This is a genomic window from Streptomyces sp. NBC_00873 (genome assembly GCF_045207415.1).
In the GTDB taxonomy this organism is placed as follows: Bacteria; Actinomycetota; Actinomycetes; order Streptomycetales; family Streptomycetaceae; genus Streptomyces.
In genome coordinates, this window is record NZ_CP108803.1 from 4,199,897 (window position 1) to 4,222,596 (window position 22,700).

Below are 22,700 nucleotides of genomic sequence, written 5' to 3' on the forward strand. Positions count from 1 at the left end.
CATGACCCGGCTGCGGTCACGGCTTCTCATGACCGGGCTGCGGTCACGGCCCGGTGGGGTCCTCCAGCCGGTACCCGAACTGCCGCAGCGTCGTGATGCGCACCTGGTCACCGAGCTTGCGGCGGAGGGCGGCCACATGGACGTCGAGGGTCTTGGTGGGGCCGAACCAGTTCTCGTCCCACACGTCGCTCATCAGATCCTCCCGGCTCACCGCCTGCCCCGGGCGGACCGCGAGCCGCACCAGCAGGTCGAATTCGCGGGGCCTGAGTTCCACCTCGCCGGCCGGGGCGGTGCAGCGCCGCGCCGACCGGTCGATCACCAGCGCCCCGACACGGAGATGAGGTGCACTGCCGAACGCGCGGGGCGCCGCGCGCCGCAGATGGGCGGTGACCCGTGCCTGGAGTTCGGCGAGCCGGAACGGCTTGGTCAGGTAGTCGTCGGCGCCGCACTCCAGCGCCTGGATGACATCCATCTCCCCCGTACGGGCGGTCAGCACGACCAGCACCGCGTCCGGCGCCCGCTCACGAAGTCCGCGGCAGAGGTCGAAACCGTCGATGTCCGGCAGCCCCAGATCGACGAGAAAGAGATCGGCGGCGGGCCGCCGCTCCGTGACGGCGAGGGCGCTCGCCCCGTCGGGGCACCACTGGCTGTCGTGGCCCAGCACCCGGAGGGTGGCGACCAGCCGGCTGCCGATCGCCGGGTCGTCCTCGATGACTACGATGCGCGCCACCCCGTCACGCTACCGCGGCCGGACGGCGCCGGTCCGTCCGCACATACTGCTCCGCCGTGGCCACGCCCCGATGGTGTCGCGCGCCACCTGAACAGAACCTGAATGCGCTGGGGTGCCCGGTGCGGGCGGGGAAATACTGGCCTGGTGATCGCTGCACGCATTCTCGTCGACGTCGAGGACGACCACGGCCTGCGCGAAGTCCTGGCCCGTGGCCTGCGCGACGAGGACTTCGACGTCGTGACCGCCGTCGACGGCGCCACCGCCTCGCGCTGGACGCCGCGGCCCCCGGCGCACGCTTCGTCGTCACCCTTCCCGCGGGCTGACTCCCCGTGCGCCGGCCGTCTCGACGGCACCGTCCTGCGCCACATCGCGCCGGGTCCGGGTCAGGAAGACGACCAGGCCGAGGATGACGACGAGGAACAGGATGCTGGTGCCGACCGTGCCCAGCCCCAGCCCGCCGTCCGCCGTGGGCTGCGACAGGTAGTCGCCCAGCGAGGCGCCGAGCGGCCTGGTCAGGACGTACGCGATCCAGAACGACCACACCGCGTTGAAGTCCAGCGTGCGGTGCGCGAGCGCCACGGCCGCGATCAGCGCGGCGAACACGACCGCGGAGAGCCAGTACCCCAGGTTCAGCTTCTCCGCCGTGAGGTCGCCCGCGGACGTGCCCAGCGCGAACGTGAACAGGATCGCCAGCCAGTAGAACGCCTCACGGCGCGTCGTCCGGATCGAGTGGATGGACAGCGTCCGCTCGCTCGCGTACCAGACGAAGAACGTGACGGCGAGCGCCACCGCGAACACCACGGTCGTGGTCTGGAGCGGAACCCCGAGGTTGTCGGTCAGGTTGTCGCTGATCAGCGTGCCGACGACGCTGATCAGGACCACGGTCAGCCAGTACAGGCCCGGCACATACCGACGCGCCCGGAACTGGAAGAACAGGGTCACGACCAGCAGCGCACTCATCAGGTACGAGGTGTTGGTCAGCCCCATGCCCAGATTGGCGTTGAGCAGGTCGGCCGCGGTCTCGCCCACGGTGGTGCACAGCACCTTGATCACCCAGAAGTAGAGGGTCACTTCCGGGACCTTGTTCAGCATCTGCCGCGCCCGGGAGCGCGTGCCCGGCGTATACGTGTCAGTCGTGTCGGCTGTCATGTAACCGCACGCTGGCAGGGCCTCCCTGAAATTTTCCTGACTGCGCACGGCACCCGACCTGCCACCGATTGCGCCTTCATGTAGTCATTGCATTACATTGCGCGACGAGCGGCCGTGATCACCACGGCCTCCCGCGCACTCGCCCTTCCGCACATCCGCCGCCGTGTCAGAACTGCCCGGCCGACACCCTCACGGCAGCCGCCCCTCCCGGTTGACCTCCCTGACCCGGGCCCGCAGCACCTCCCCGGGCGGCGCCGGCCGCACGGACTCCGGCGGGCAGTCCCACTCCGCCCCACCGCCCGGCGGCCGCAGCTGTACGTACGGTCCGACGCGCCCCATCACGCGCCCCACCCGCCCGTCGCGGGAATCCACCGCGAACGACCCGGGTTCCGGCGTACACGGCTCAAGCCCCTCACCCGTCATGTCCGGTCTCCCTGTTGCCCGTCCACGCCCAGCACAGCACTCAGCCGCAGCGCCGTATCGATGGTGCACCGCCCGAGGTCCACCAGCGGCGCGGGCTCGTTGCCCGCGCATGACACCGGATCGACCCGCAGCGACGGCAGCGCTAGCCCGACGCCTTTCAGCCCTTGCCTCAGCTTCTCCACCGCGTCCTCCGCCTCCCGCACTCTTCCGGCAGCAACCCGTCGTCGCTCTGCATTGGTCATCCTGCACACCTTCCACGCTCCGTAACCGCAACGTCCACCCAGCGTGTCCAACGCGCGGCTAACCTGGAAGGGGCGCAGAACCAACAACCGCACGTGTGTCACAGGGAGTTGTCATGCCGGGGCCCAAGAAGCTCGACCCGTCCTCCTCTCCGCGCGCCCTCCTCGGCGCCGAACTCCGGCACCGAAGGGACAAAGCCGGTCTCTCCCAGGAAGAACTCGGTCTCCCGCTCTTCGTCAGCGGCTCGTTCATCGGCCAACTGGAGTCCGGTACACGCCGGATGCAGGTGGACCAGGCCCAGAAGTTCGACGAGATCCTGCATGCGGACGGATTCTTCGTCCGGAACTGCGTAGCCCTGAAGAAGTCGAAGTACCCGGATCACTTCGCGGAGGCGGCGGAGGCGGAGGCCGTCGCGAAGACCATCAAGGAGTACGCACCACAGCTGATTCCCGGCCTGTTGCAGACGGAGGCGTACGCGCGAGCGGTCTTCCGGGGCGGACTGCCGACGGCAACGGAGAGCCTGGTCGACGACCGGGTCACGGTGAGACTGGAACGGGCACAGCTGCTGTCCGATCCAACAACTCCCTTGGTTTGGGCAGTTCTGGATGAGGCGGTGCTGCGTCGGGAGGTCGGCGGACCGGCAGCGATGGCAGAGGCACTCCGCCACATCCTGAAGCTGGCCCGCGAACACCGGATCATCGCGCAGGTGCTGCCGTTCGGCGCAGGCGCACACATGGCCATGGAAGGTCCGCTCAAGCTGATGTCCTTTGAGGACGCGCCCCCGCTCGTCTATCTCCAGGGCCTGGGCACAGGGAAGTTGCAGGACGATCCCGCCACCGTCAGACACTACGAACTGACCTACGATCTGGTGGTGGCCAGCGCATTGTCACCGGAAGCGTCCCTGGCCCTGATCGAGTCAGCGGCGGAGGATTACCTTCATGAAGACCAGTAGTTCTGACTACGACCTGTCCGCGGCGATCTGGCACAAGTCCTCGTACAGCGGCGCGAGCGGCGGCGACTGCCTCGAAGTCGCCACCTGGCGGAAGTCGACGTACAGCGGCGGCAGCGGCGGGGACTGCCTGGAAGTCGCCGACGGGCACCCCGGTGTCGTCCCGGTCCGTGACTCCAAGGTTCCGGACGGCCCGGCGCTCGTGTTCCGTACGGCGGCGTGGTCGTCCTTCGTCGCGGACCTCAAGCGCGCTTAGGCCGGGGATGTCGACGGCCCACCACCGGCCGATACGGTGCAGCAGGACTTGGAATTCGTAGCGGGGACTCATGGGTCTACCTCCTCTGCCTCCTCTCCCTTCCGACGGCCGGGGCCGGCGGCTCACGGGCTGACACACGGCTCGCGAAGTCCGCTCCCTCGTCCCGCCAGGAACGGCCGGGCGCAGGCGTGGTCAGCCGAGGCACAACCCGAGCAGACAGACCTCTGTCGGCGACGTCGACACCCGTGAGGGGCTGGTCCGGGGCGTGCCTGGCTTCGTGACGTCGCCTGTCGCGGGCGCCGACTGCTGTTCCGCCGTCGTCCCGGAGCGGTCGGGGGCCGTGTCGTCGGGGGCCGTGTCGTCGGCGGCTGGGGCGGTGCTCTGCGGCTGTGGGGGCGGCGTCGCGGCCGGGTGGGCAGGAGCTGCGGTGTCCGGCCGGGTGATCGATGGCGTCGTGCGGGACGGTGCCGCGAGGGACTGCTGCCGCGGTGCGTCGGTCGTCGTCGGCGGCTGGGAAGGGGCGTGTGACGGCCGGCGGGTGTGCGGAGCGGTCGCCGGTGCGGTGGTCGGAGGCTTCTGCTCGGGCGTCTGCTCCTGCACGGCGCCCGTCTTCCGGTCGTCCAGTGCCACGGCTGCCTGTGCCCGGTCGGTGGAGTGCCGATCCATCATGGCGATGCTCAGGCCGCCTCCGACGAATGCGACAGCGCTCGCGACCGCCGCCCGGCGCTTGTTCTTCTTCCAGCGGGCCAGCCGGCGACGGCGTGCCGCACGTCCCTGCCGTACGGGCGGCAGGTCCTCGACGTCGGCGGCGATGTACGGGGCCACACCCATGGCAGTGCTGGACTCCGCCTCGCCGTCCAGGAGGCTGTCGTGCCACGTCCCGGAGGCCGTGGGGTCCCGGTGAGCCGTTGTGGCCGGTCCGGCGCTCGTTGTCGCCGGGGCCGACCCGCTGCGGCCGTCGGCGGTGGGCGGGGCTATGTCCGGGGCGTAGGCGCCGCACCCGGGGCACACCAGGGCGCCGTTGAGGTGTCGACGGCATGAGGAGCAGTAATCCATCTGCGGTTCTCCGGTCTTCCTGGTTCGACGTGCCATCGGCCCGGCTGGGCCACGGCCTGGTTCTTGGCTGAGGACGGGACATGCGGACGTACCCGCGCCGAGTCCGCCTACGGCGGCGACCCGCGCCACTCCGGCTGACCAGCCGCAACGGCTCCGGTGCTGTCATCCCAGCGACCTACTTGCTGACCCGCGTTCCGTCCGGTCAACAATTCCGCTGCCCGGTGCTGGGTGTGTTCCGCGGCGAGTTGGGCTTCGGCGACGACGTCACCGCGTTCGCGTATCAGGTCCTCATAGATCGGCAGGTGATCGTTTTCGGTTGAGCTGTGCGTCATGGTCGGCCCATTTCGTGGCGATCAATAATGAGGCCGGTCCACCGTCAGGCTCGATTGAGCCGGGCAGCGATCCCGTGACCGATCAACAAATAGATGACGGCCGGGAGGCCGTAATTAAGGACAACGCGTAGACCCTCTGTGTCCATCGTGAAAATGTCCTGTGCCCACCAGGACAGCCAGTCCGCCGAGCCCCACACGAATCGGACGAACACATTCGCGCGGTTCGCGTCGAGCAGGAACAACAGGATCCACAGGCCCAGCAGGCCCGCCGCGGCGTCGGCGATCGTGCAGATGGTGATGGCCGCACGCCGGGTGGTGGCCTGACGGCGCACAGCGCGGTCCGGGCCTGGGGGCTCGTTGTATGCCTGGTATCCGGGAACCGGGTCGATGTTGCTCACTGGGAAATCCGATCTGACGTAGTGCCGAGTATGCGCGCTCGCGCCAAGGCGCCGAAATTCAGCCGGGTCGGCACCTCGCTTCTTCCTACTTCTGCGTTCCGCATGCACTGCGGCGTTACACCACCGTTCGCAATGCCCCAAATATGGCCGCCTATACGGCCACTTACCCAAATGTTCACGTAGCGGGGCACTTTTCCGGACTGAATGGAGCGGTGTGATTCGGGTGCCGCCGCAGTCTCCAGCCGGCGGTGTTTGCGCAATTCGTGAACAGGTTATGAGGGAGGTCGGTGCGTCCCTTCATAGGGGTGTCGGTCTCGCAATCATCTGCGTCCCCCCGTGACGCTCCTGACGTGCGGTGCGCTGTTGGAAGTGACCCCGGGCGGGGTCATGGCGCCCCTCCTCCGGGAGGAGGGTATGGAGGCGCCGATGTGCTGGGGCAGGCTCGGTTTCCCCCCGTAACCGGGCCTGCCCCTGCTCTCCCGGCTTGGAGAGCCGTGTGGCGGTGGGTGCCCCAGGGGTGTGACGGCCCGGCACTCCAGTGCGCTGTAGGAGTGGGCCCAGGATCCAGGGGCCCCGTGGCACCTGCTCGCCCCCCGTTTCGAGTCGGCGGTCACGCAATGAGGGGCAGCCAGGTGAGTCCCCCATGCGTACCCCCCTCGGGAGGGCGCCCGGTCCGAGAGGGAGTGTGTGTCGGCCTGGGCAACCGGGACCCGAACGACCGCAAACCGCAACTATCGGGCCCGGGGGAACTACGAGCAAGGCGGTGATCGGGGTGGGTGTGCAGGGTCTGCCGGCGGACCGCTATGAGTTGCAGGAGCTGCTGGGACGCGGCGCGATGGGCGAGGTGTGGCGGGCCTGCGACCAACTCCTCGGGCGGCCCGTGGCGGTCAGACTGCTGCATGCCGAGGATACGGCGGACGCCGAGCGGTTCCGCCTGGAGGCGCAGATCGCGGCCCGGCTGGGCCACCCCAACGTCGTGGGTATGTACGACTTTGGTTCACACCATGACCAGCCTCACCTGGTCATGGAACTCGTCGACGGCTGGAATCCGGCCCAGGAACGCTCCGTGCGCGGCGTCCTGGCCCCGGCCGAGGCGGCAGTCGTCACGGCCCAGGCGGCCGCCGGCCTGGGACATCGAACCCGCCAACGTGGTGCTGACCACCGACCGCACGGTGAAGATCACCGACTTCGGCATCGCGTGCTTCGCCGCGGATGCCGCCAGCAGCCCGACCGCCACGGGAAAGATCACCGGCACTGCCGACTACCTGACTCCGGAACATGCGTTGGGCCGCCCCGCGCAGCCCGCATCCCGCGTCTACTCCCTCGGTTGTGTCCTGTTGCGGTCCCGGCGTAGAGGGCATGGTCCGGCCCCGGTGGGTCCGGCACCGGGGCCGTACTCGTCAGCGCATGGTTACAACCCGCAGGAGCCGCGGTCGAGGTGGAAGTATCGGGCGTTGGCCCAGCGGGACAGCCGGATACCGACGATGACGCCGACGAGGGTGACCAGGGCGGGCAGATATCCGCTGGCGACTTGGACGATCGGGATTGCCGGGCACCCGCCTGAGATCGCCCAGCCCGTACCGAACAGCACTGCGCCCGGGATCACGCCGGCGTGGATGCGCCCCGGGGTGCGGCGGACCCGCAGCAGAGCGAATGCGCACACGATGATCACGACGGCGCCGGCGAAGGAGAGGAGCATGCGCAAGTCTTGGAAGGTGAACATGCGGTTCAGCTCGGTGTAGTCGCCGAAGCCGATGTTGGAGACGGTATAGCCGAGAGCGAGGCCGGTGATGATGTTGGCCAGCAGAATCGCGCCCCGAGTACGCATCAGATCACCTTCCACAGCAGGAACGACACCGCGACGGCGGTGCCGAAGAACACGGCGGTCGCGACGAGGCTGACCGGGCGTAGACGGCCGCAGCCGTTGAGTCCGTGGCCGGAGCTGCACCCACCGGCCAGCCGAGTGCCGAAGCCGACCAGCACGCCTCCGACGAACAGCAGGACGATCATGGTGGTCGGATTTGCGGTGACCACGTTCCGGAATGCCGGGCCCATGTCGAAGCGGAGGTGGAACCGCCCGGAGGTGACCGCGGCGATCAATCCGCCGAAGAAAATCGATACCAGCAGGGCAGCCTGGGTGACCAGCGGGGCTGGGCCCAGGCCCGTGACCGAGGTGTCCTCACTCACCGTCGGTTCGACGTCCGTTTCGAGCGGTTGTGACGTCCCGTACGGAACCGGCGGCACGGTGGGCGCGGCGGGGCTGGTGCCGAAGTGCTCCGCTGTAGCTGCGGCGAGAGCGTCAGCGAGAGCACGATCGTCGGTGAACTCTTCGTCCATCCGCTCGAGGCGACGCTCCCTGCGCCAGTGCAACACGCGATCCCACGCGGAGGACACCCCGAAAGACCGATCCGTGGTGAGGGCGTAGTTGATGGTGATCAGAGCGAGCCCGGCAGCGCCGGCCCACCAGGGCCAGTAGTTACTCATGCGGGGCCTCCCATCCATTCGGTGAATCGGGCCCACCAGCCGCGCTTCGAGCTGGACGCCCGCCGCGCGCGTCGAGATGAGCGGTCTGGAGACTGGGGAATCTGTGAGGGTGGTGACGGTTGGTAATGCGAGACCGGTATCGGCGGAGATGCCGCGCCGAACTGAGCCATGGTCTCCGGTGCCGCGGTCCCAGGTTCTGACGGCTCTGGTGGCCGGGCCGGTGCCGGCTGCGACCAGGACGCGCTCTCCGGTGACCACGGATTGTGCTGTGGTGGCTGGGCCTGCTGGGGTCGCTGCTCTGGGTAGGCGGCGCCGGAGCGGTCCGCGTCGGCGGCAGCGTCTTCGAGGTGTCGCGCGCGGGCTCCGTTGGGCAGCAGGCTGATCGGCACGCGCTCGCCGGTGAGCGACACCTGGTAGCGCGCACAGCCGAGCCACTGATCCTCGCTGTCGCAGTAGTAGTCGCGCCAGCCTTGCAAGCTCGCCCTAAGTAGCGGGAAAAGGGGGCATCCTGCGGTGTGCGAGCAACCCACGTTGCTCCCTTCCGAGCGGCGCACACCACCCGTTCGGTGAAGGCGGTTGCCGTTCTCGATTTCGTGCCCTCGCCGCGCCAGGGTCGACGATCTCCAAGCGACGCAGTGACGGCCTGTCACAATATGGAGCCGTGCCCTCCATTTCTTCGACCGGGCGTGATGGAACCACTGTTTCGGTGTCCCGAGCAACCTCAGGGAGGATTCTGACCGTGACCGCTTGACATCGCTGAGTGAGCTATGTCATGCCGCGCTTGTGCCTCCATGCCCCTCATATTCGGATATTCGCGGCCGATATTGAGATCACTTGGAGCGTGAGGCGACCTCATGGCCGACCCTCCTGGTAACGGGAGTCAGTTGTTCGTGGAGATGGTGTACATATAGGCGTTGCTTGTGGCGAAATTGTGAATTCGACTGTGACGAAACTGTTGATATTGCTGGGCGTAAATGAGGACGCCAATGGAGGGGAATCATGTGCCAACGTGCTGTCTGCCGGTCATGCCGGAAGGTCACCTACGAGGGCTGCGGGAGACACGTGGAGCAAGTGCTCGCCGGCGTGCCAACACTTGAGCGGTGCATGTGTGAGCCGGCGAAGCACAGGCGTGCACACGCAGGGGAGCCGATGACTCGAACGGGGCCGATGCCGGTCCGACCAGGCGGGTCGGCGCGACGCACACAGGTTCCTCGACGCCCGGACGGTTCACGTGGCCGATCGACGGGTGGCTGGTGGGCCCGGCTCGTCTCTTGGATGAAAAGCCCGGCATGAAATAAGACCGACCGGCAATTGGGGGGTGGGTGAAGGAGCGGGGCTGGGGTGCGTGCATCGCAAGGCGGAGGATTGAGCCATGGCGAATGGGGCCTCCCCTGCTCGAGCGAAGCCGAGAGCTCGGGGAACATGGTGATGGACGACAACGCCGCGAGGTGCGTGCCCCAGCCCCGTGACGCCGCCCCCCAATTGCCGGCCGGTCCAAGTCGAAGGAGAGCAACTGCGCTCGCTGTACGAGTGACCGGGAAGGCTGTCAAGCGGCCACGCCTTCCCCGACGCCGATGGCGTTCGTCGACCACGGAGCGGCCGGGTCCGGTGAGCCGGTGGCCGCGTTGCCGCGGCCCGGCAACGCCGGTTCCAACACTGCGGCCGATCACATCGAGGCTGCCCGGCTCGCGCTGGCCCAGCTGCCGAAATCCCTGCGCCGGGGGCGGCGGACACTGATCCGTACAGATTCCGGCGGCGGCACCCACGCCTTCGTCAACTGGCTCTCGGCACATGGACGGTGGCTGTCCTACTCGGTGGGGATGACCATCACCACCGACATCCACCAGGCCGTACTCAAGGTTCTCGCCTCGGCCTGGACCCCGGCCATCGACACCGACGGCCAGATCCGTGACGACGCCTGGGTCGCCGAGATCGGCGGCCGTCCGCTGGCCGGCCGGCCGAAGGGCCTGCGGTTGATCGTCCGCAACGAACGGCCTCACCCCGGCGCCCAGCTGCGGTTCACCGACGTCGACGGGAACCGGGTCGGGCTCGAACCTCCGGCCCTCAGCCCGCGGTCTTGGTTTTGATGAGCGGCGCGTCCCGCGTGAACTCCCGGAACCCGACGCTGTAGTACAGCCCGCGCGCCTGGGGATGCCCCGGCGCACCCAGGCAGGCGACCGTCATATGAGTGGCCCCGGCCGCCCGCGCCAGATGCATCCCGTGCAGAAGCATCGCCCTTCCCAGCCCCAGACGCCGGTAGTCCGGATGCGTCCCGACAGGCTCGAACTCAGCGGTCCTGTTCGCTTCGTCGAGCCACATGATCGTCGAGGATGCCATCGTTCCGTCCGGCGCCTCCACCAGGATGTGCAGGTCGCCGCGATACCCCGCCGTCTGCCGGACGCCCTGGTAGCCCTCGGCCGTGTACGTCGAGGGAGCCCAGGCATCCAGATGAGCCTGGACCACGGCCTTCGGCCCGGCCTCGTCGGCGGTGCGGAACCGGAATCCGTCTGGCAGTACCGGCTGTTCCACGTCGATGAGGTCACGCTCGTTGAGCTGGGTCCAGGACCCGGCGTCGCCGAGCGAGGCCGGGTCGGTCTCATAGCCGTGCGCCGCCCATCGCTTCAGGGCGAACTCATCGGCGGCGCTCGGCATCACCGTACGCTCGATGTCCGCCGCCGTACCGTCGTACCAGTCGATCACCTCGTCAACCAGCCCGGCGTGGTCGGGATGTACCTGATACGCCAGATAGGCGCCGGTGACGTCCTTCACCGACCCGTCGCTCCGCCTCACCTGGTGCGGAAGATAGGCCCAGCCCCACGCCACCAGATCCCCGCCAGAGAACCACAGCCGACGCGCCCAGCCTGCGCCGTCGCCGGCGTGCCCCTTGCCCCAGTTCCAGGCCAGCTCGCCGAACGTCGCGTCGCCGTTCACCAGATCCGGGCGGGTGGCGGTGACGCGCTGCGCCAGACCCTGCATGAGCTGCACGTCCGCGGCGGTCACAAGCTCGAAGTTCGCCATAGTGCGCCACTGTGTCAGGACCCCGCAAAGCCGTCGAACCGTTTTCCGGGGCCGCCGATCGCGGCTGCGACGGCCCGTACGGCCCGGGGCTCAAGCCCCGTACCCCGAGCCCTCTTTCCAAGGAATGGGTGGGGGGCCTCTCCCCACCCAACCTCCCCAGCAGGCATGCCTGTCCGCGGCGGACTGTGCGGCGCTGGAGCCGTACGTCACGATGTGGTTCGACCGGGGCGCCACCGAGGTACAGCTGCTGCACGCGCTGACCGACGGGTTGCCGGTGCCGGCGCATCACGCGGCGGCACTGGTCCGCAGTCGCCTGGCCGCCAAAATGCCACCCGAACGGGTTGCCCCGCCCACCCCACCCGCCGTGCTGCGGGTCCTGGAGTGCGCGAAGTGCGGCGCACCGGGGCAGCCGGAGGCGCTGCCAGGCGGCGAGTGCGGACCGTGCCGGGGCGAGCCGGGCCTGGCAGCGTGACGTCGCCGCAGTCATCGACGTGGCCCGCCCTTCTTTACCGCGGACAGCTGACCGGCCGTCAGCGCCGCTGCCGCGGACATGGCATCGGCCCCCTGGACCCGTGCAGGTCCAGGGGGCCGATGTGCGCCCGAACTACCGATCCGTCAGGATCAGAAGTCCATGTCACCGCCCGGCATGCCGCCCGGAGCGGCCGCAGAGGCCTTCTCCGGCTTGTCGGCGATGACGGCCTCGGTGGTCAGGAACAGCGCGGCGATCGACGCGGCGTTCTGCAGAGCGGAGCGCGTGACCTTCGCCGGGTCGAGAATGCCCTCGGCGATCATGTCGACGTACTCGCCGGTCGCGGCGTTCAGACCGTGACCGATCGGCAGGTTGCGCACCTTCTCGACGACGACGCCACCCTCGAGACCGCCGTTGACGGCGATCTGCTTGAGCGGAGCCTCCAGCGCCAGCTTGACGGCGTTGGCGCCGGTCGCCTCGTCACCCGAGAGCTCCAGCTTCTCGAAGACGGCGGAAGCCTGCAGCAGCGCCACGCCACCACCGGCGACGATGCCCTCCTCGACGGCCGCCTTCGCGTTGCGAACGGCGTCCTCGATGCGGTGCTTGCGCTCCTTGAGCTCGACCTCGGTCGCGGCACCAGCCTTGATGACGGCCACGCCGCCGGCCAGCTTCGCCAGGCGCTCCTGGAGCTTCTCGCGGTCGTAGTCCGAGTCGGAGTTCTCGATCTCGGCACGGATCTGGTTGACGCGACCCTGAACCTGGTCGGTGTCACCGGCGCCGTCGACGATCGTCGTCTCGTCCTTGGTGATGACGACCTTGCGGGCATGGCCCAGCAGGTCCAGGCCGGCGTTCTCCAGCTTGAGACCGACCTCCTCGGAGATGACGGTGCCACCGGTGAGGATGGCGATGTCGCCGAGCATGGCCTTGCGGCGGTCACCGAAGCCCGGGGCCTTGACGGCAACGGACTTGAAGGTGCCACGGATCTTGTTGACGACCAGGGTCGACAGGGCCTCGCCCTCGACGTCCTCGGCGATGATCAGCAGCGGCTTGCCGGACTGCATGACCTTCTCCAGCAGCGGAAGGAGGTCCTTCACGTTGCTGACCTTGGAGTTGACGATCAGGATGTACGGGTCGTCCAGGGACGACTCCATGCGCTCCATGTCGGTGGCGAAGTACGCCGAGATGTAGCCCTTGTCGAAGCGCATACCCTCGGTGAGCTCCAGCTCCAGACCGAAGGTCTGGGACTCCTCGACGGTGATGACGCCTTCCTTGCCGACCTTGTCCATCGCCTCGGCGATGAGCTCGCCGATCTGGGTGTCGGCGGCGGAGATGGAGGCCGTGGAAGCGATCTGCTCCTTGGTCTCCACGTCCTTGGCCTGCTCCAGCAGAGCGGCGGAGACGGCCTCGACGGCCTTCTCGATGCCCCGCTTGAGGGCCATCGGGTTCGCACCCGCGGCGACGTTGCGGAGGCCCTCACGGACGAGTGCCTGGGCGAGAACGGTGGCGGTGGTCGTACCGTCGCCGGCGACGTCGTCCGTCTTCTTGGCGACTTCCTTGACCAGCTCTGCGCCGATCTTCTCGAACGGGTCCTCGAGCTCGATCTCCTTGGCGATGGAGACACCGTCGTTGGTGATCGTGGGTGCGCCCCACTTCTTCTCAAGGACGACGTTCCGGCCCTTGGGGCCGAGGGTCACCTTGACGGCGTCGGCGAGCTGGTTCATCCCGCGCTCGAGGCCGCGCCGCGCTTCCTCGTCGAACGCGATGATCTTGGCCATGTGAAGTGGTCCTCCCGGACAGGGGTGGATTGCTCCGGACCGTGTGGCGCCCGCGACGGACGGCCTGCGTGCCTGACGGTTCCTTGCCCCGCCGGGCCTGCGGGCCTCACCGACCCGGTCCTTCTGTCACTCTCAACGTCAGAGTGCTAACGCCCAATGATTAGCACTCGACCCCTTCGAGTGCAAGCGCCCTTTCGAGTTCGCGGATGACGCCGGGCAGCGGTGGCGTGGTCGCAGGGCGGGCTCCGGGACGCACGAAGGACCCGTACCCCCCGGGAGGGGTGCGGGTCCTTCGTGCGTGAGTGGTGTCGTTGGCCGACCGCGCCGAGCTCAGCCGACGGCGAGCTTGACCATGTCCGCCTGCGGCCCCTTCTGGCCCTGCGAGATTTCGAATTCAACTCGCTGACCCTCTTCGAGGGTGCGGTACCCGTCCATCTGGATCGCGCTGTAGTGGACGAAAACATCCGCACCACCGTCGACCGCGATGAAGCCGTACCCCTTCTCCGCGTTGAACCACTTGACGGTGCCCTGAGCCATGCCCAACTCCCCTATTACTGGCCCTTGCACAGGACCGCACTTCGCGGACCCGGGTCAGAACTCACCCTCCGACAGGAGAGGGTGCGTGCGCCGGAACGCGTCGACCGCGGCTGAATGTATCTGCCCAACTGCCCTCTGCAACAGGTCAATCGGACGAGAATTCCGGGCAGCACCGAACGCCCGAATATGAGGAATTTATGCGATTCCAGGGCAAGTCGGGCCGGACAAAGGCCACTTACGGCGCAAGGAGTTCGAACACTTTGGCTGCATCTTGTCGCGGGCGGGCGCATTCTCATATGCGGTCGGCACGGGCAGCGGAGGGGACTTCCCCACTGTACCGCGCTCAACCATGCAGAATTGCCCCCTCCGCTTAGCTTGCAGAGGGGGCAATTCCGGTAACGCTGTGAAGTCTGCCGCAGGGCCGACTACGGGTCAGCAGCCGCCCGCGACCGCCGGGATGATGGAGATGCCCGCGCCGTCCGGGGTGGCCGTCTCCAGGCCGCCCTCGAAGCGCACGTCGTCGTCGTTGACGTACACGTTCACGAAGCGGCGGAGCTTGCCCTGGTCGTCCAGGACACGCGCGGCGATGCCCGGGTGGTTCCGCTCCAGCGACTCGATGACCTGGGAGAGGGTCGAGCCCTCGGCCGGGACCTCGGCCTGGCCGCCCGTGTAGGTGCGCAGGATGGTGGGGATACGGACCTTGACGCTCATGTGGGTGCCTTCCTTACGTCTCGGGTGGTCGGGTCAGCCGGTGGCGAGGCCTGCGTCGCGGAACGCGTCCAGGCTGGGCCGGATGGTCGCGGTCGGGCCGGTGGTCGGGGCGACCGCGTCCAGCGTCTTCAGACCGTCACCGGTGTTCAGGACGACCGTGGTGAGCGTCGGGTCCAGCAGACCCGCCTCGATCAGCTTCCTCGTCACACCGACTGTCACCCCGCCCGCCGTCTCGGCGAAGATGCCCTCGGTGCGGGCCAGCAGCTTGATCGCGTCGACGATCTGTTCGTCGTTGACGTCCTCGACCGCGCCGCCGGTGCGGCGGGCGATGTCCAGGACGTACGGACCGTCGGCCGGATTGCCGATCGCCAGAGACTTGGCGATCGTGTTCGGCTTCTGCGGGCGCACGACGTCGTGACCGGCCTTGAAAGCCGTGGAGACCGGGGAGCAGCCCTCGGCCTGGGCGCCGAAAATCTTGTACGGCTTGTCCTCGACGAGACCGAGCCTGATCAGCTCCTGAAGACCCTTGTCGATCTTCGTGAGCTGCGAGCCGGACGCGATCGGGATGACGAGCTGGTCGGGCAGCTGCCAGCCGAGCTGTTCGCAGATCTCGTACGCGAGCGTCTTGGAACCCTCGCCGTAGTACGGGCGCAGGTTGACGTTGACGAAGCCCCAGCCCTCACCGAGCGGGTCGCCGATGAGCTCCGAGCAGAAGCGGTTGACGTCGTCGTAGTTGCCCTCGATGCCGACCAGCTCACCGCCGTACACCGCGGCCATGACGACCTTGCCCTGCTCCAGGTCGTGCGGGATGAACACGCAGGACCGGAAGCCGGCCCGGGCGGCGGCCGCGCCCACCGCACCGGCGAGGTTGCCGGTGGAGGAGCAGGAGAGAGTGGTGAAGCCGAAGGCGCGGGCGGCCTCGACGGCGATCGCGACGACGCGGTCCTTGAAGGAGTGCGTCGGGTTGCCTGAGTCGTCCTTGACGTACAGACCGCCGGTGACGCCCAGCTCGCGGGCGAGGTTGTCGGCCTTGACCAGCTTGGTGAAGCCGGGGTTGATGTTGGGCTTGTCCGCGACATCGGCGGGGACGGGCAGCAGCGGCGCGTAGCGCCAGATGTTGTCAGGTCCGGCCTCGATGCGCTTCTTCAGCTCGTCCGGGGAGCCGCTCGGCAGGTCGTACGCCACTTCGAGCGGCCCGAAACAGGACGCGCAGGCGAAAAGGGGACCGAGCTCGAAACGCTCTCCGCACTCGCGGCAGGAGAGCGCCGCTGCGGGGCCGAGGTCGACGGCGTCGGTGGAAGAATCGGTGCTTACTGCAACAGTCTGCGCAGCCATGATGGCGAGGCCCTTTCTCCTCATCTTCCTCGCGGCGCATTTCGCCACGAGACGGAATTGGCACCTTCCCCACCTGACCTCGCGGTCGGCGGGAGGGTTGCCGGGACTTCAACGGGCCGTTTCCCTCAGTCCCTCTGGATGAGCGCTGTGGCACTGGATCAACGACCCAGGCATTTATTGGCGGAGGACCCCGACATGCGAGGGTCATCCGCGTTGTTCAAGACTGTAACGGAAGCACCGGACGGTTGAGACAGTCGTCCGAACCGCGAGATGGATCACATACAGGGAGTATCGACCGTGCTGGAAGAGGTCGAACGCTGGCTGGCCGGGCGTTCCTGGTCGGCAGCCGACCGCCCGCTGGACCGGCTCGTCGCCGCCAAGGGCCGGGATCCGCGGCGCGGGAGCGTGAGCGTGGTGCTGCCCGCCCTGAACGAGGAGGCGACGGTCGGCGCCATCGTCGAGACGATCCGGGTCGAGCTGATGGAGAAGGTGCCGCTGGTCGACGAGTTGCTGGTGATCGACTCCGGCTCGACGGACGGCACGGCGGAAGTCGCCCGGAAGGCGGGCGCCCGGGTGGTGCACCGCGACGCGATACTCCCGCGCATACCCGCGCTCCCCGGCAAGGGCGAGGTCCTGTGGCGCTCGCTCCTGGTCACCAGCGGTGACATCGTCTGCTTCATAGACGCGGACCTGAGGGACTTCTCCGCGGACTTCGTCTCCGGCATCGTCGGCCCGCTGCTCACCGACCCCGGGGTGCAGTTCGTCAAGGCAATGTACGACCGCCCCCTGGGCGACACCGCGGGTCAGGGCGGTCGTGTCACGGAACTGGTGGCCCGCCCGCTGCTCAATCTGCACTGGCCGCAGCTGGCCGGCTTCGTCCAGCCGCTCGGCGGCGAGTACGCGGTGCGGCGCTCACTGCTGGAGCGGCTGCCGTTCCCCGTCGGCTACGGAGTGGAACTCGGCCTCCTGGTGGACGCCCTGCACACCGTCGGGCTGGACGCGCTGGCACAGGTCGACGTGGGGGTGCGCAGACACCGCCACCAGGACGGCCAGGCACTGGGACGGATGGCTGCGGCGATCTATCGCACCGCCCAACTCCGGCTGTCCCGAGGTCACTTGGTACGTCCGGCCCTGACCCAGTTCGAGCGGGGCGAGGACGGTTTCGTACCGCGCACCCATCCGGTGGACACGGAGGAGCGGCCCCCGATGTGCGAGATCACGGAGTACGTTTCGCGCCGCGCGGCCTGACGTGGCCTGACTTCGCACGTTTGGGCGGTTCGCGATCGGGCTAGATTCCGCAACATGGTCTCCGAGCACGAAGCCCAGTCCGCTGCCCAGGTCCTCGTTGCGTCCAACCGCGGCCCGGTGTCGTACACCCTCGCCACCGACGGATCGCTCGACGCCAAGCGCGGCGGCGGCGGGCTCGTCTCCGGGCTGAGCGCCGTCAAGGACAAACTGTGGGTGTGTGCCGCGCTCGGCGACGGGGACCGGGAGGCGGTCCGGCGCGGGGTCGGTGAGCAGGGCGTCCGGATGCTCGACATCGACGCGGCCGTCCACGCGGACGCGTACAACGGCATCGCGAACTCGGTGCTCTGGTTCGTCCACCACATGCTGTACCAGACGCCGCTGGAACCGGTTTTCGACGCGGAGTTCCGGCGGCAGTGGGCGTCGTTCGAGACGTACAACCGGGCCTTCGCCGAGGCGCTCGCCGAGGATGCGGGCGAGGGCGCGGCGGTGCTGGTGCAGGACTACCACCTGGCGCTGGTCCCCGGCATGCTCCGCGAACTCCGTCCCGACCTGCGCATCGGCCACTTCTCACACACCCCGTGGGCCCCCGTCGACTACTTCCGTCTGCTGCCCGACGACATCGCCGAGCAGCTGCTGCGCGGCATCCTCGGCGCGGACCGCGCGGCATTCCTGACCCGGCGCTGGGCGGACGCGTTCACCGGCTGCTGCACGGAGATCCTGGGCGGCACCGGCCGGACGAGGATCGGCGTGCACGGCCTGGGCGCGGACGCGGACTTCCTGCGCCGCCGCGCGCACGAGAAGGACGTGGACGAGCGGATGGCGACACTGCGCGAGCAGGTCGGCGGCACCGGCCGGAAGACGATCGTGCGGGTGGACCGGACGGAACTCTCCAAGAACATCGTGCGCGGCCTGCTCGCCTACCGGGAGCTGCTCGACACACGTCCACAGTGGCGCGAACGGGTGGTTCACATGGCGTTCGCGTATCCGTCGCGGCAGGACCTGGCTGTGTACCGGGAGTACACCGCGGAGGTGCAGCAGGTCGCGGAGGAGATCAACGCGACGTACGGGACCGCTGACTGGACCCCGGTCCTGCTCCATGTGCACGACGACTTCGCACGCTCGCTGGGGGCGTACCGGTTGGCGGACGTGGCGCTCGTCAACCCGATCCGCGACGGCATGAACCTCGTCGCCAAGGAGGTCCCGGTGGTCTCCGACGCGGGCTGCGCGCTGGTGCTGTCGCGGGAGGCGGGGGCGTACGAAGAACTCGGCGCCGACGCGATCGCGGTGAACCCGTACGACGTGTCCGCGACGGCGGCCGCCTTGCACGAGGCGCTGACGCTGCCGGACGGGGAACGGGCGGAGCGCTCGAAGCGGCTGGCCGCTGCGGCGACGGCGCTGCCGCCGCAGCAGTGGTTCCTGGAACAGCTGGAGGCGCTGCGGCAGGAGTGACGCGGCCCGTCACCTCTCGGGGGGATCCGACCGGAGACGGTGCGCCAAGGCCGAGAGGAACTCCACGACGGCTCCCGGGCCCGGCAGCAACAGGTCGGCGCGTTCGGCCAGTTCGGGCACTTCGGCGCTGCCGCTGCAGACCAGCAGGCCCGGGATGCTGTCGGGGCCCTCGGCGCGAAGCTTCTCCACGGCCGTGTAGGCCGCGAGGTCGCCCAGGTCGTCGCCGGCGAAGAGAACGGACTCGGCGTCCGTCTCCCGGACGAGCTCCGTGAGCGCCACACCCTTGTCCATGCCGGGCGGGCGCAGCTCCAGGACGAAACGGCCCGGTTCGACGATCAGTCCGTGCCGGGCGGCGAGCGCACCGAGCGGGCCGCGCAGCGCGTCGAACGCGGCCTGCGGGTCGGCGGCGCGACGGGTGTGGACGGCGAGCGCCCGGCCCTTCTCCTCGATCCAGGTACCGCGCCACGAGTCGAACCGTTCGAGCAGGCCGGGGAGTTCGGCGCGGACCGCGGCGACGCCCGGGTGCGGGGCGGGGGCGTGGACGGTGCCGGAGACGGCGTCCCAGTGTTCGGCGCCGTAATGCCCGAGAACGACGAGGTGGTCGAGGCCGGGGACCCCGGCGAAGCCGCCGTGCCGGACCGCGACGTCGGCCGGACGGCCGGTGATCACGGCGACGGAGGCGACCTTCGGAGCGAGCGCGGCCAGGGCCGGGACGGCGCCGGGGTGGGCGCGGGCCTGTTCCGGGTCCGGGACGATCTCGGCGAGGGTGCCGTCGAAATCGAGGGCGACGACGGCACGGTCCGGGCGCGCGAAGATCGCGGCCAAGGCTTCTCGGCCGGGTGGGGTGGTGGGGGTCGGGAGCTCGGACGGGATCTCGCTCGGCGCGGGTACGTGCGGATTGCTGCCCATGGGTCGAGCGTATAGGCGTACCGTTCCTGGGCAGTGAGCAGGAGTGAGTCCCGGCTCACCGGCACGCCCCGAACGGTCTTGGGCGCACTGGTCCTCCGCTTTCGCGTCCCGGTCGGCGACGCATATCCCGTATGCGGTCCGTCCCGGGCGGGCGGAATTCCTACGACCTGGCCATATGGGTGTGGCCAGAGGCGACGGGGAGGCCCCGAACCATCTCGCTGGTGACACGGGGGCCCCGACTGCTGACGCCACACCCGGCGTCCCAGATCGCTACGCACACCCCGCCGGGCGTACCCGCAGCTCGGCACACCGTTCACCCAATCGTGTCTATGTTCGCCAAAACGATGTGCTTGCTCAGCAGTTGTGAACCCCGGGCGCGGTCAGGGAGATCACCGTGACCGTGTCGGGCCGCGAAGCGGGGCCGGCCGGCCGCGCCGGGTGCCCGTGTGGTCCCTGGACGCGGCAGCCTGGACCACGGAGGTCTTCGTCGAGGCACTGCGCGTCACCGGCACCGCGGAACCCGTCATGATCACCGTCTCCGACTGAGGGAGGGTGCCGGTTCAGCGACGCCCCCGCCGGGCCTCCCGGATCCGTCGCAGCCGGTTCACCGTCACCGGGTCCTCCTCCAGTGCCCGCCGGTCGTCCAGGAGTGCGTTCAGCAGCTGGTAGTAGCGCGTGGGCGAGATGCCCAGGCCCTCCCGGATCTCCCGCTCCTTCGCCCCCGGGCCGGGCCACGAGCGCCGTTCCACGGCCAGGACCGCACGCTCGCGGTCGGAGAGCCCGGTGCCAGGGCGGTCGGCGGGGCTGTCGGCAGGGGGCTCCGCTTCGGCGGAGCCGTCGTCGGGGGCGGTCATACGAGCCAACATATCGCCCGCCCCCGAACCCGCTTTGGCACGGTCCGGGGCGCGCTCCAGGGCTTTGCCACACTTTTGTATGGATCCTCAACAAACAGCGATAGTGGACTAGACCTATCAAGGGTCCTCGGGCGAAACTGTCTCCCGTGAAACACGTCATCGCCCTCGATGTGGGCGGCACCGGAATGAAGGCCGCACTGGTCGGGACCGACGGCACCCTGCTGCACGAGGCTCGGCGCGCAACCGGCAGGGAGCGCGGACCCGACGTCGTCGTGGAGTCGATCCTCGCCTTTGCCGGGGAACTGCGCGTCCACGGGGAGAAACACTTCGGCGAGAGCGCCGCCGCGGCCGGTGTCGCCGTGCCCGGCATCGTCGACGCGGAGAACGGGATCGCGGTCTACGCCTCGAACCTGGGCTGGCGCGATGTCCCCCTGCGCACTCTGCTCGGCGAACGGCTCGGCGGCGTACCCGTCGCGCTCGGCCACGACGTCAGGACCGGCGGCCTCGCCGAGGGCAGGATCGGCGCGGGCAAGGGCGCCGACCGCTTCCTGTTCGTCCCGCTCGGTACCGGCATCGCCGGAGCCATCGGTATCACGGGCACCATCGAGGCGGGCGCGCACGGGTACGCCGGCGAGATCGGGCACATCGTGGTCCGGCCGGACGGGCCGGACTGCGGGTGCGGACAGCGCGGCTGCCTGGAGACCCTCGCGTCCGCCTCCGCCGTCAGCCGCGCCTGGGCCGCCGCGTCGGGGGATCCGGAGGCCGACGCCGCGGACTGCGCGAAGGCCGTCGAATCGGGAGACCCCGCGGCCGTACGGGTATGGCAGGACGCGGTTGACGCGCTCGCCGCCGGGCTGGTCACCGCGCTGACCCTGCTGGACCCCCGCACGCTCATCATCGGTGGCGGTCTCGCCGAGGCAGCGGAAACCTTGTTCGTACCACTCCGTGCGGCCGTCGAGGAACGTGTCACGTTCCAGAAGCTGCCCGACATCGTCCCGGCGGCCCTCGGGGACACCGCCGGATGCCTGGGCGCAGGGCTGCTCGCCTGGGATCTTCTCTCCACGGAGGTATCCGCCTGATGGCCGGACGCGCAGACAGCACGGTTCTCGCCGGCGCCCGGGTGGTTCTTCCCACCGGAACCGTCGAGAACGGCCGGGTGATCGTCGAGGGCACTCGGATCACCGGGAGTCCGGCGGAGGGCGCTCGGACCATCGATCTGACCGGCCACTGGGTCGTCCCCGGCTTCGTCGACATGCACAACCACGGCGGTGGCGGCGCGTCCTTCACCTCCGGCACCGTGGACGAGGTTCTCACCGGCGTCCGCACCCACCGCGAGCACGGCACCACCACCCTGGTCGCCTCCACCGTCACCGGCGAGATGGACTTCCTCGCCGAGCGGGCCGGCATCCTCTCCGAGCTGGTCGAGCAGGGCGACCTGGCCGGGATCCACTTCGAGGGCCCGTTCATCTCGCCGTGCCGCAAGGGCGCGCACAGCGAGAAGCTGCTGCGCCACCCGGACCCGGCCGAGGTCCGCAAGCTGATGGACGCGGCGCGCGGCACCGCGAAGATGTTCACGCTCGCCACCGAGCTGCCGGGCGGCATCGACTCGGTGCGGCTGCTCGCCGAGCACGGCGTGATCGCCGCGATCGGGCACACCGACGCGACGTACGAGCAGACCGTCGAGGCGATCGGCGCAGGCGCCACCGTCGCCACCCACCTGTTCAACGCGATGCCGCCGTTCGCCCACCGCGATCCCGGACCGATCGCCGCCCTCCTGGAGGACGAGCGGATCACCGTCGAGCTGATCAACGACGGTACGCATCTGCACCCGGCCGCCCTGCAACTGGCGTACCACCACGCGGGCGCCGCCCGCGTGGCGCTGATCACGGACGCGATGGACGCGGCCGGGTTCGGTGACGGCCGGTACCAGCTGGGTCCGCTCGCCGTCGAGGTCAAGGACGGCGTCGCCCGGCTCGTCGAGGGCAACTCGATCGCGGGTTCCACGCTCACCCTGGACACCGCGTTCCGCCGGGCCGTCACGCTCGACCGGATCCCGGTCGAGGACGTCGTGCAGTCCATCTCCGCCAACCCGGCACGGCTGCTCGGCGTGTACGACAAGGTCGGCTCGCTCGACCCGGGCAAGGACGCGGACCTGGTGGTCCTGGACGCGGACTTCGCGCTCAAGGGCGTCATGCGCAAGGGCGAATGGGTTATTGAGCCCGAACTCGGGTGATTTCAGCCATTCTTGGCAGTGGGCCGAATACGTAACAAAGAGGCAGCGATTGGCCCGGAGGTCTGGGCCGACCGCTTGCTCTTTGGCATGATCGCTTCGTCAACAGCAGGGAAAGCGCGTTCTGGCAAGGGATCCGCGCTCCGGC

At 69.1% G+C, this 22,700-nt stretch carries 23 protein-coding genes, 2 pseudogenes and 1 riboswitch; of the genes and pseudogenes, 10 read left to right on the plus strand and 15 right to left on the minus strand.

Annotated features, from left to right (window positions below):
• Positions 1 to 43: 43 nt before the first annotated feature.
• The 4 genes from OH809_RS19150 to OH809_RS19165 all read right to left on the minus strand — a co-directional run bounded on the left by OH809_RS19150 (position 44) and on the right by OH809_RS19165 (position 2,544).
• Positions 44 to 730 carry a response regulator transcription factor gene (locus tag OH809_RS19150; protein ID WP_406421259.1) on the minus strand — a complete coding sequence of 229 codons (687 nt, stop codon included), beginning with the start codon at positions 728 to 730 and terminating at the stop codon, positions 44 to 46.
• Between the two features lie 303 nt (positions 731 to 1,033).
• Positions 1,034 to 1,879, minus strand: coding sequence for a hypothetical protein (locus OH809_RS19155; protein WP_406421258.1), 846 nt, complete (start codon positions 1,877 to 1,879; stop codon positions 1,034 to 1,036).
• Between the two features lie 189 nt (positions 1,880 to 2,068).
• On the minus strand, positions 2,069 to 2,302 hold the full coding sequence (locus tag OH809_RS19160; protein ID WP_366693412.1) for a hypothetical protein: 234 nt from the start codon (positions 2,300 to 2,302) through the stop codon (positions 2,069 to 2,071).
• Complete coding sequence (locus OH809_RS19165) at positions 2,299 to 2,544, minus strand: hypothetical protein (protein WP_406421257.1); 246 nt, start codon at positions 2,542 to 2,544, stop codon at positions 2,299 to 2,301. Before OH809_RS19165 ends, OH809_RS19160 begins: the two co-directional genes overlap by 4 nt.
• Before the next feature lie 113 nt (positions 2,545 to 2,657).
• Between OH809_RS19165 and OH809_RS19170 the strand changes: the two genes are divergently transcribed.
• A complete protein-coding gene (locus OH809_RS19170; protein ID WP_406421256.1) occupies positions 2,658 to 3,494 on the plus strand; it encodes a helix-turn-helix domain-containing protein in 837 nt (278 codons plus the stop codon).
• Positions 3,481 to 3,747 (plus strand): DUF397 domain-containing protein, encoded by a 267-nt coding sequence (locus OH809_RS19175; protein ID WP_406421255.1) that lies wholly within the window; start codon positions 3,481 to 3,483, stop codon positions 3,745 to 3,747. Before OH809_RS19170 ends, OH809_RS19175 begins: the two co-directional genes overlap by 14 nt.
• 192 nt (positions 3,748 to 3,939) lie before the next feature.
• On the opposite strand, the gene OH809_RS19180 is transcribed toward OH809_RS19175, so the two are convergent.
• Complete coding sequence (locus OH809_RS19180) at positions 3,940 to 4,803, minus strand: hypothetical protein (protein WP_406421254.1); 864 nt, start codon at positions 4,801 to 4,803, stop codon at positions 3,940 to 3,942.
• Positions 4,804 to 4,982: 179 nt separating this feature from the next.
• Between OH809_RS19180 and OH809_RS19185 the strand changes: the two genes are divergently transcribed.
• Positions 4,983 to 5,123 (plus strand): hypothetical protein, encoded by a 141-nt coding sequence (locus OH809_RS19185; protein ID WP_406421253.1) that lies wholly within the window; start codon positions 4,983 to 4,985, stop codon positions 5,121 to 5,123.
• A gap of 56 nt (positions 5,124 to 5,179) precedes the next feature.
• Here the strand turns inward: OH809_RS19185 and OH809_RS19190 are convergent, their stop codons facing one another.
• The gene (locus OH809_RS19190) at positions 5,180 to 5,533 is read right to left on the minus strand and encodes a hypothetical protein (protein ID WP_406421252.1); all 354 of its coding nucleotides are present in this window, start codon (positions 5,531 to 5,533) and stop codon (positions 5,180 to 5,182) included.
• 835 nt (positions 5,534 to 6,368) lie between these two features.
• Here OH809_RS19190 and OH809_RS19195 point away from each other — a divergent pair.
• Positions 6,369 to 6,813 (plus strand): annotated as a pseudogene (locus OH809_RS19195) (protein kinase domain-containing protein); the annotation flags it as partial.
• Between the two features lie 131 nt (positions 6,814 to 6,944).
• Here OH809_RS19195 and OH809_RS19200 read toward each other — a convergent pair.
• Entirely contained in the window at positions 6,945 to 7,361 is a 417-nt protein-coding gene (locus OH809_RS19200) for a YeeE/YedE thiosulfate transporter family protein (RefSeq protein WP_406421251.1), read from the minus strand.
• Positions 7,361 to 8,017: a YeeE/YedE family protein gene (locus tag OH809_RS19205; RefSeq protein WP_406421250.1), complete on the minus strand. Its 657-nt coding sequence runs from the start codon at positions 8,015 to 8,017 to the stop codon at positions 7,361 to 7,363. The genes OH809_RS19200 and OH809_RS19205 overlap by 1 nt, the downstream gene beginning before the upstream one ends.
• Before the next feature lie 1,577 nt (positions 8,018 to 9,594).
• Here OH809_RS19205 and OH809_RS19210 point away from each other — a divergent pair.
• A pseudogene (locus OH809_RS19210) lies at positions 9,595 to 10,062 on the plus strand (transposase); the annotation flags it as partial.
• Positions 10,063 to 10,081: 19 nt separating this feature from the next.
• Here the strand turns inward: OH809_RS19210 and OH809_RS19215 are convergent.
• A complete protein-coding gene (locus tag OH809_RS19215; RefSeq protein WP_406421249.1) occupies positions 10,082 to 11,035 on the minus strand; it encodes a GNAT family N-acetyltransferase in 954 nt (317 codons plus the stop codon).
• Positions 11,036 to 11,159: 124 nt separating this feature from the next.
• On the opposite strand from OH809_RS19215, the gene OH809_RS19220 reads away from it, so the two are divergent.
• On the plus strand, positions 11,160 to 11,507 hold the full coding sequence (locus OH809_RS19220; protein ID WP_406421248.1) for a hypothetical protein: 348 nt from the start codon (positions 11,160 to 11,162) through the stop codon (positions 11,505 to 11,507).
• Between the two features lie 149 nt (positions 11,508 to 11,656).
• Here OH809_RS19220 and groL read toward each other — a convergent pair whose 3' ends face one another.
• From groL to thrC, 4 genes are all read right to left on the minus strand, one after another.
• A complete protein-coding gene (groL, locus tag OH809_RS19225) occupies positions 11,657 to 13,279 on the minus strand; it encodes a chaperonin GroEL (RefSeq protein ID WP_406421247.1) in 1,623 nt (540 codons plus the stop codon).
• Between the two features lie 330 nt (positions 13,280 to 13,609).
• Complete coding sequence (locus OH809_RS19230) at positions 13,610 to 13,816, minus strand: cold-shock protein (protein WP_003967346.1); 207 nt, start codon at positions 13,814 to 13,816, stop codon at positions 13,610 to 13,612.
• 432 nt (positions 13,817 to 14,248) lie between these two features.
• Entirely contained in the window at positions 14,249 to 14,527 is a 279-nt protein-coding gene (locus OH809_RS19235) for a MoaD/ThiS family protein (RefSeq protein ID WP_266730791.1), read from the minus strand.
• A gap of 33 nt (positions 14,528 to 14,560) precedes the next feature.
• Positions 14,561 to 15,862, minus strand: a complete 1,302-nt coding sequence (gene thrC / locus OH809_RS19240) for a threonine synthase (RefSeq protein ID WP_406421246.1) — start codon at positions 15,860 to 15,862, stop codon at positions 14,561 to 14,563.
• 17 nt (positions 15,863 to 15,879) lie between these two features.
• Positions 15,880 to 16,007, minus strand: a riboswitch (SAM riboswitch).
• A 152-nt stretch (positions 16,008 to 16,159) separates the two neighbouring features.
• Here thrC and OH809_RS19245 point away from each other — a divergent pair.
• Positions 16,160 to 17,110: a glucosyl-3-phosphoglycerate synthase gene (locus tag OH809_RS19245; protein ID WP_406425105.1), complete on the plus strand. Its 951-nt coding sequence runs from the start codon at positions 16,160 to 16,162 to the stop codon at positions 17,108 to 17,110.
• 54 nt (positions 17,111 to 17,164) lie between these two features.
• On the plus strand, positions 17,165 to 18,559 hold the full coding sequence (locus OH809_RS19250; protein ID WP_406421245.1) for a trehalose-6-phosphate synthase: 1,395 nt from the start codon (positions 17,165 to 17,167) through the stop codon (positions 18,557 to 18,559).
• 9 nt (positions 18,560 to 18,568) lie between these two features.
• Here the strand turns inward: OH809_RS19250 and otsB are convergent, their stop codons facing one another.
• Positions 18,569 to 19,468: a trehalose-phosphatase gene (gene otsB, locus OH809_RS19255; RefSeq protein ID WP_406421244.1), complete on the minus strand. Its 900-nt coding sequence runs from the start codon at positions 19,466 to 19,468 to the stop codon at positions 18,569 to 18,571.
• 560 nt (positions 19,469 to 20,028) lie between these two features.
• A complete protein-coding gene (locus OH809_RS19260; RefSeq protein ID WP_406421243.1) occupies positions 20,029 to 20,322 on the minus strand; it encodes a DUF3263 domain-containing protein in 294 nt (97 codons plus the stop codon).
• Positions 20,323 to 20,468: 146 nt separating this feature from the next.
• On the opposite strand from OH809_RS19260, the gene OH809_RS19265 reads away from it, so the two are divergent.
• Both OH809_RS19265 and nagA read left to right on the plus strand, forming a co-directional pair.
• The gene (locus tag OH809_RS19265; protein WP_406421242.1) at positions 20,469 to 21,401 is read left to right on the plus strand and encodes an ROK family protein; all 933 of its coding nucleotides are present in this window, start codon (positions 20,469 to 20,471) and stop codon (positions 21,399 to 21,401) included.
• Positions 21,401 to 22,555 carry an N-acetylglucosamine-6-phosphate deacetylase gene (nagA, locus tag OH809_RS19270; RefSeq protein WP_406515388.1) on the plus strand — a complete coding sequence of 385 codons (1,155 nt, stop codon included), beginning with the start codon at positions 21,401 to 21,403 and terminating at the stop codon, positions 22,553 to 22,555. Before OH809_RS19265 ends, nagA begins: the two co-directional genes overlap by 1 nt.
• Positions 22,556 to 22,700 lie beyond the last annotated feature (145 nt).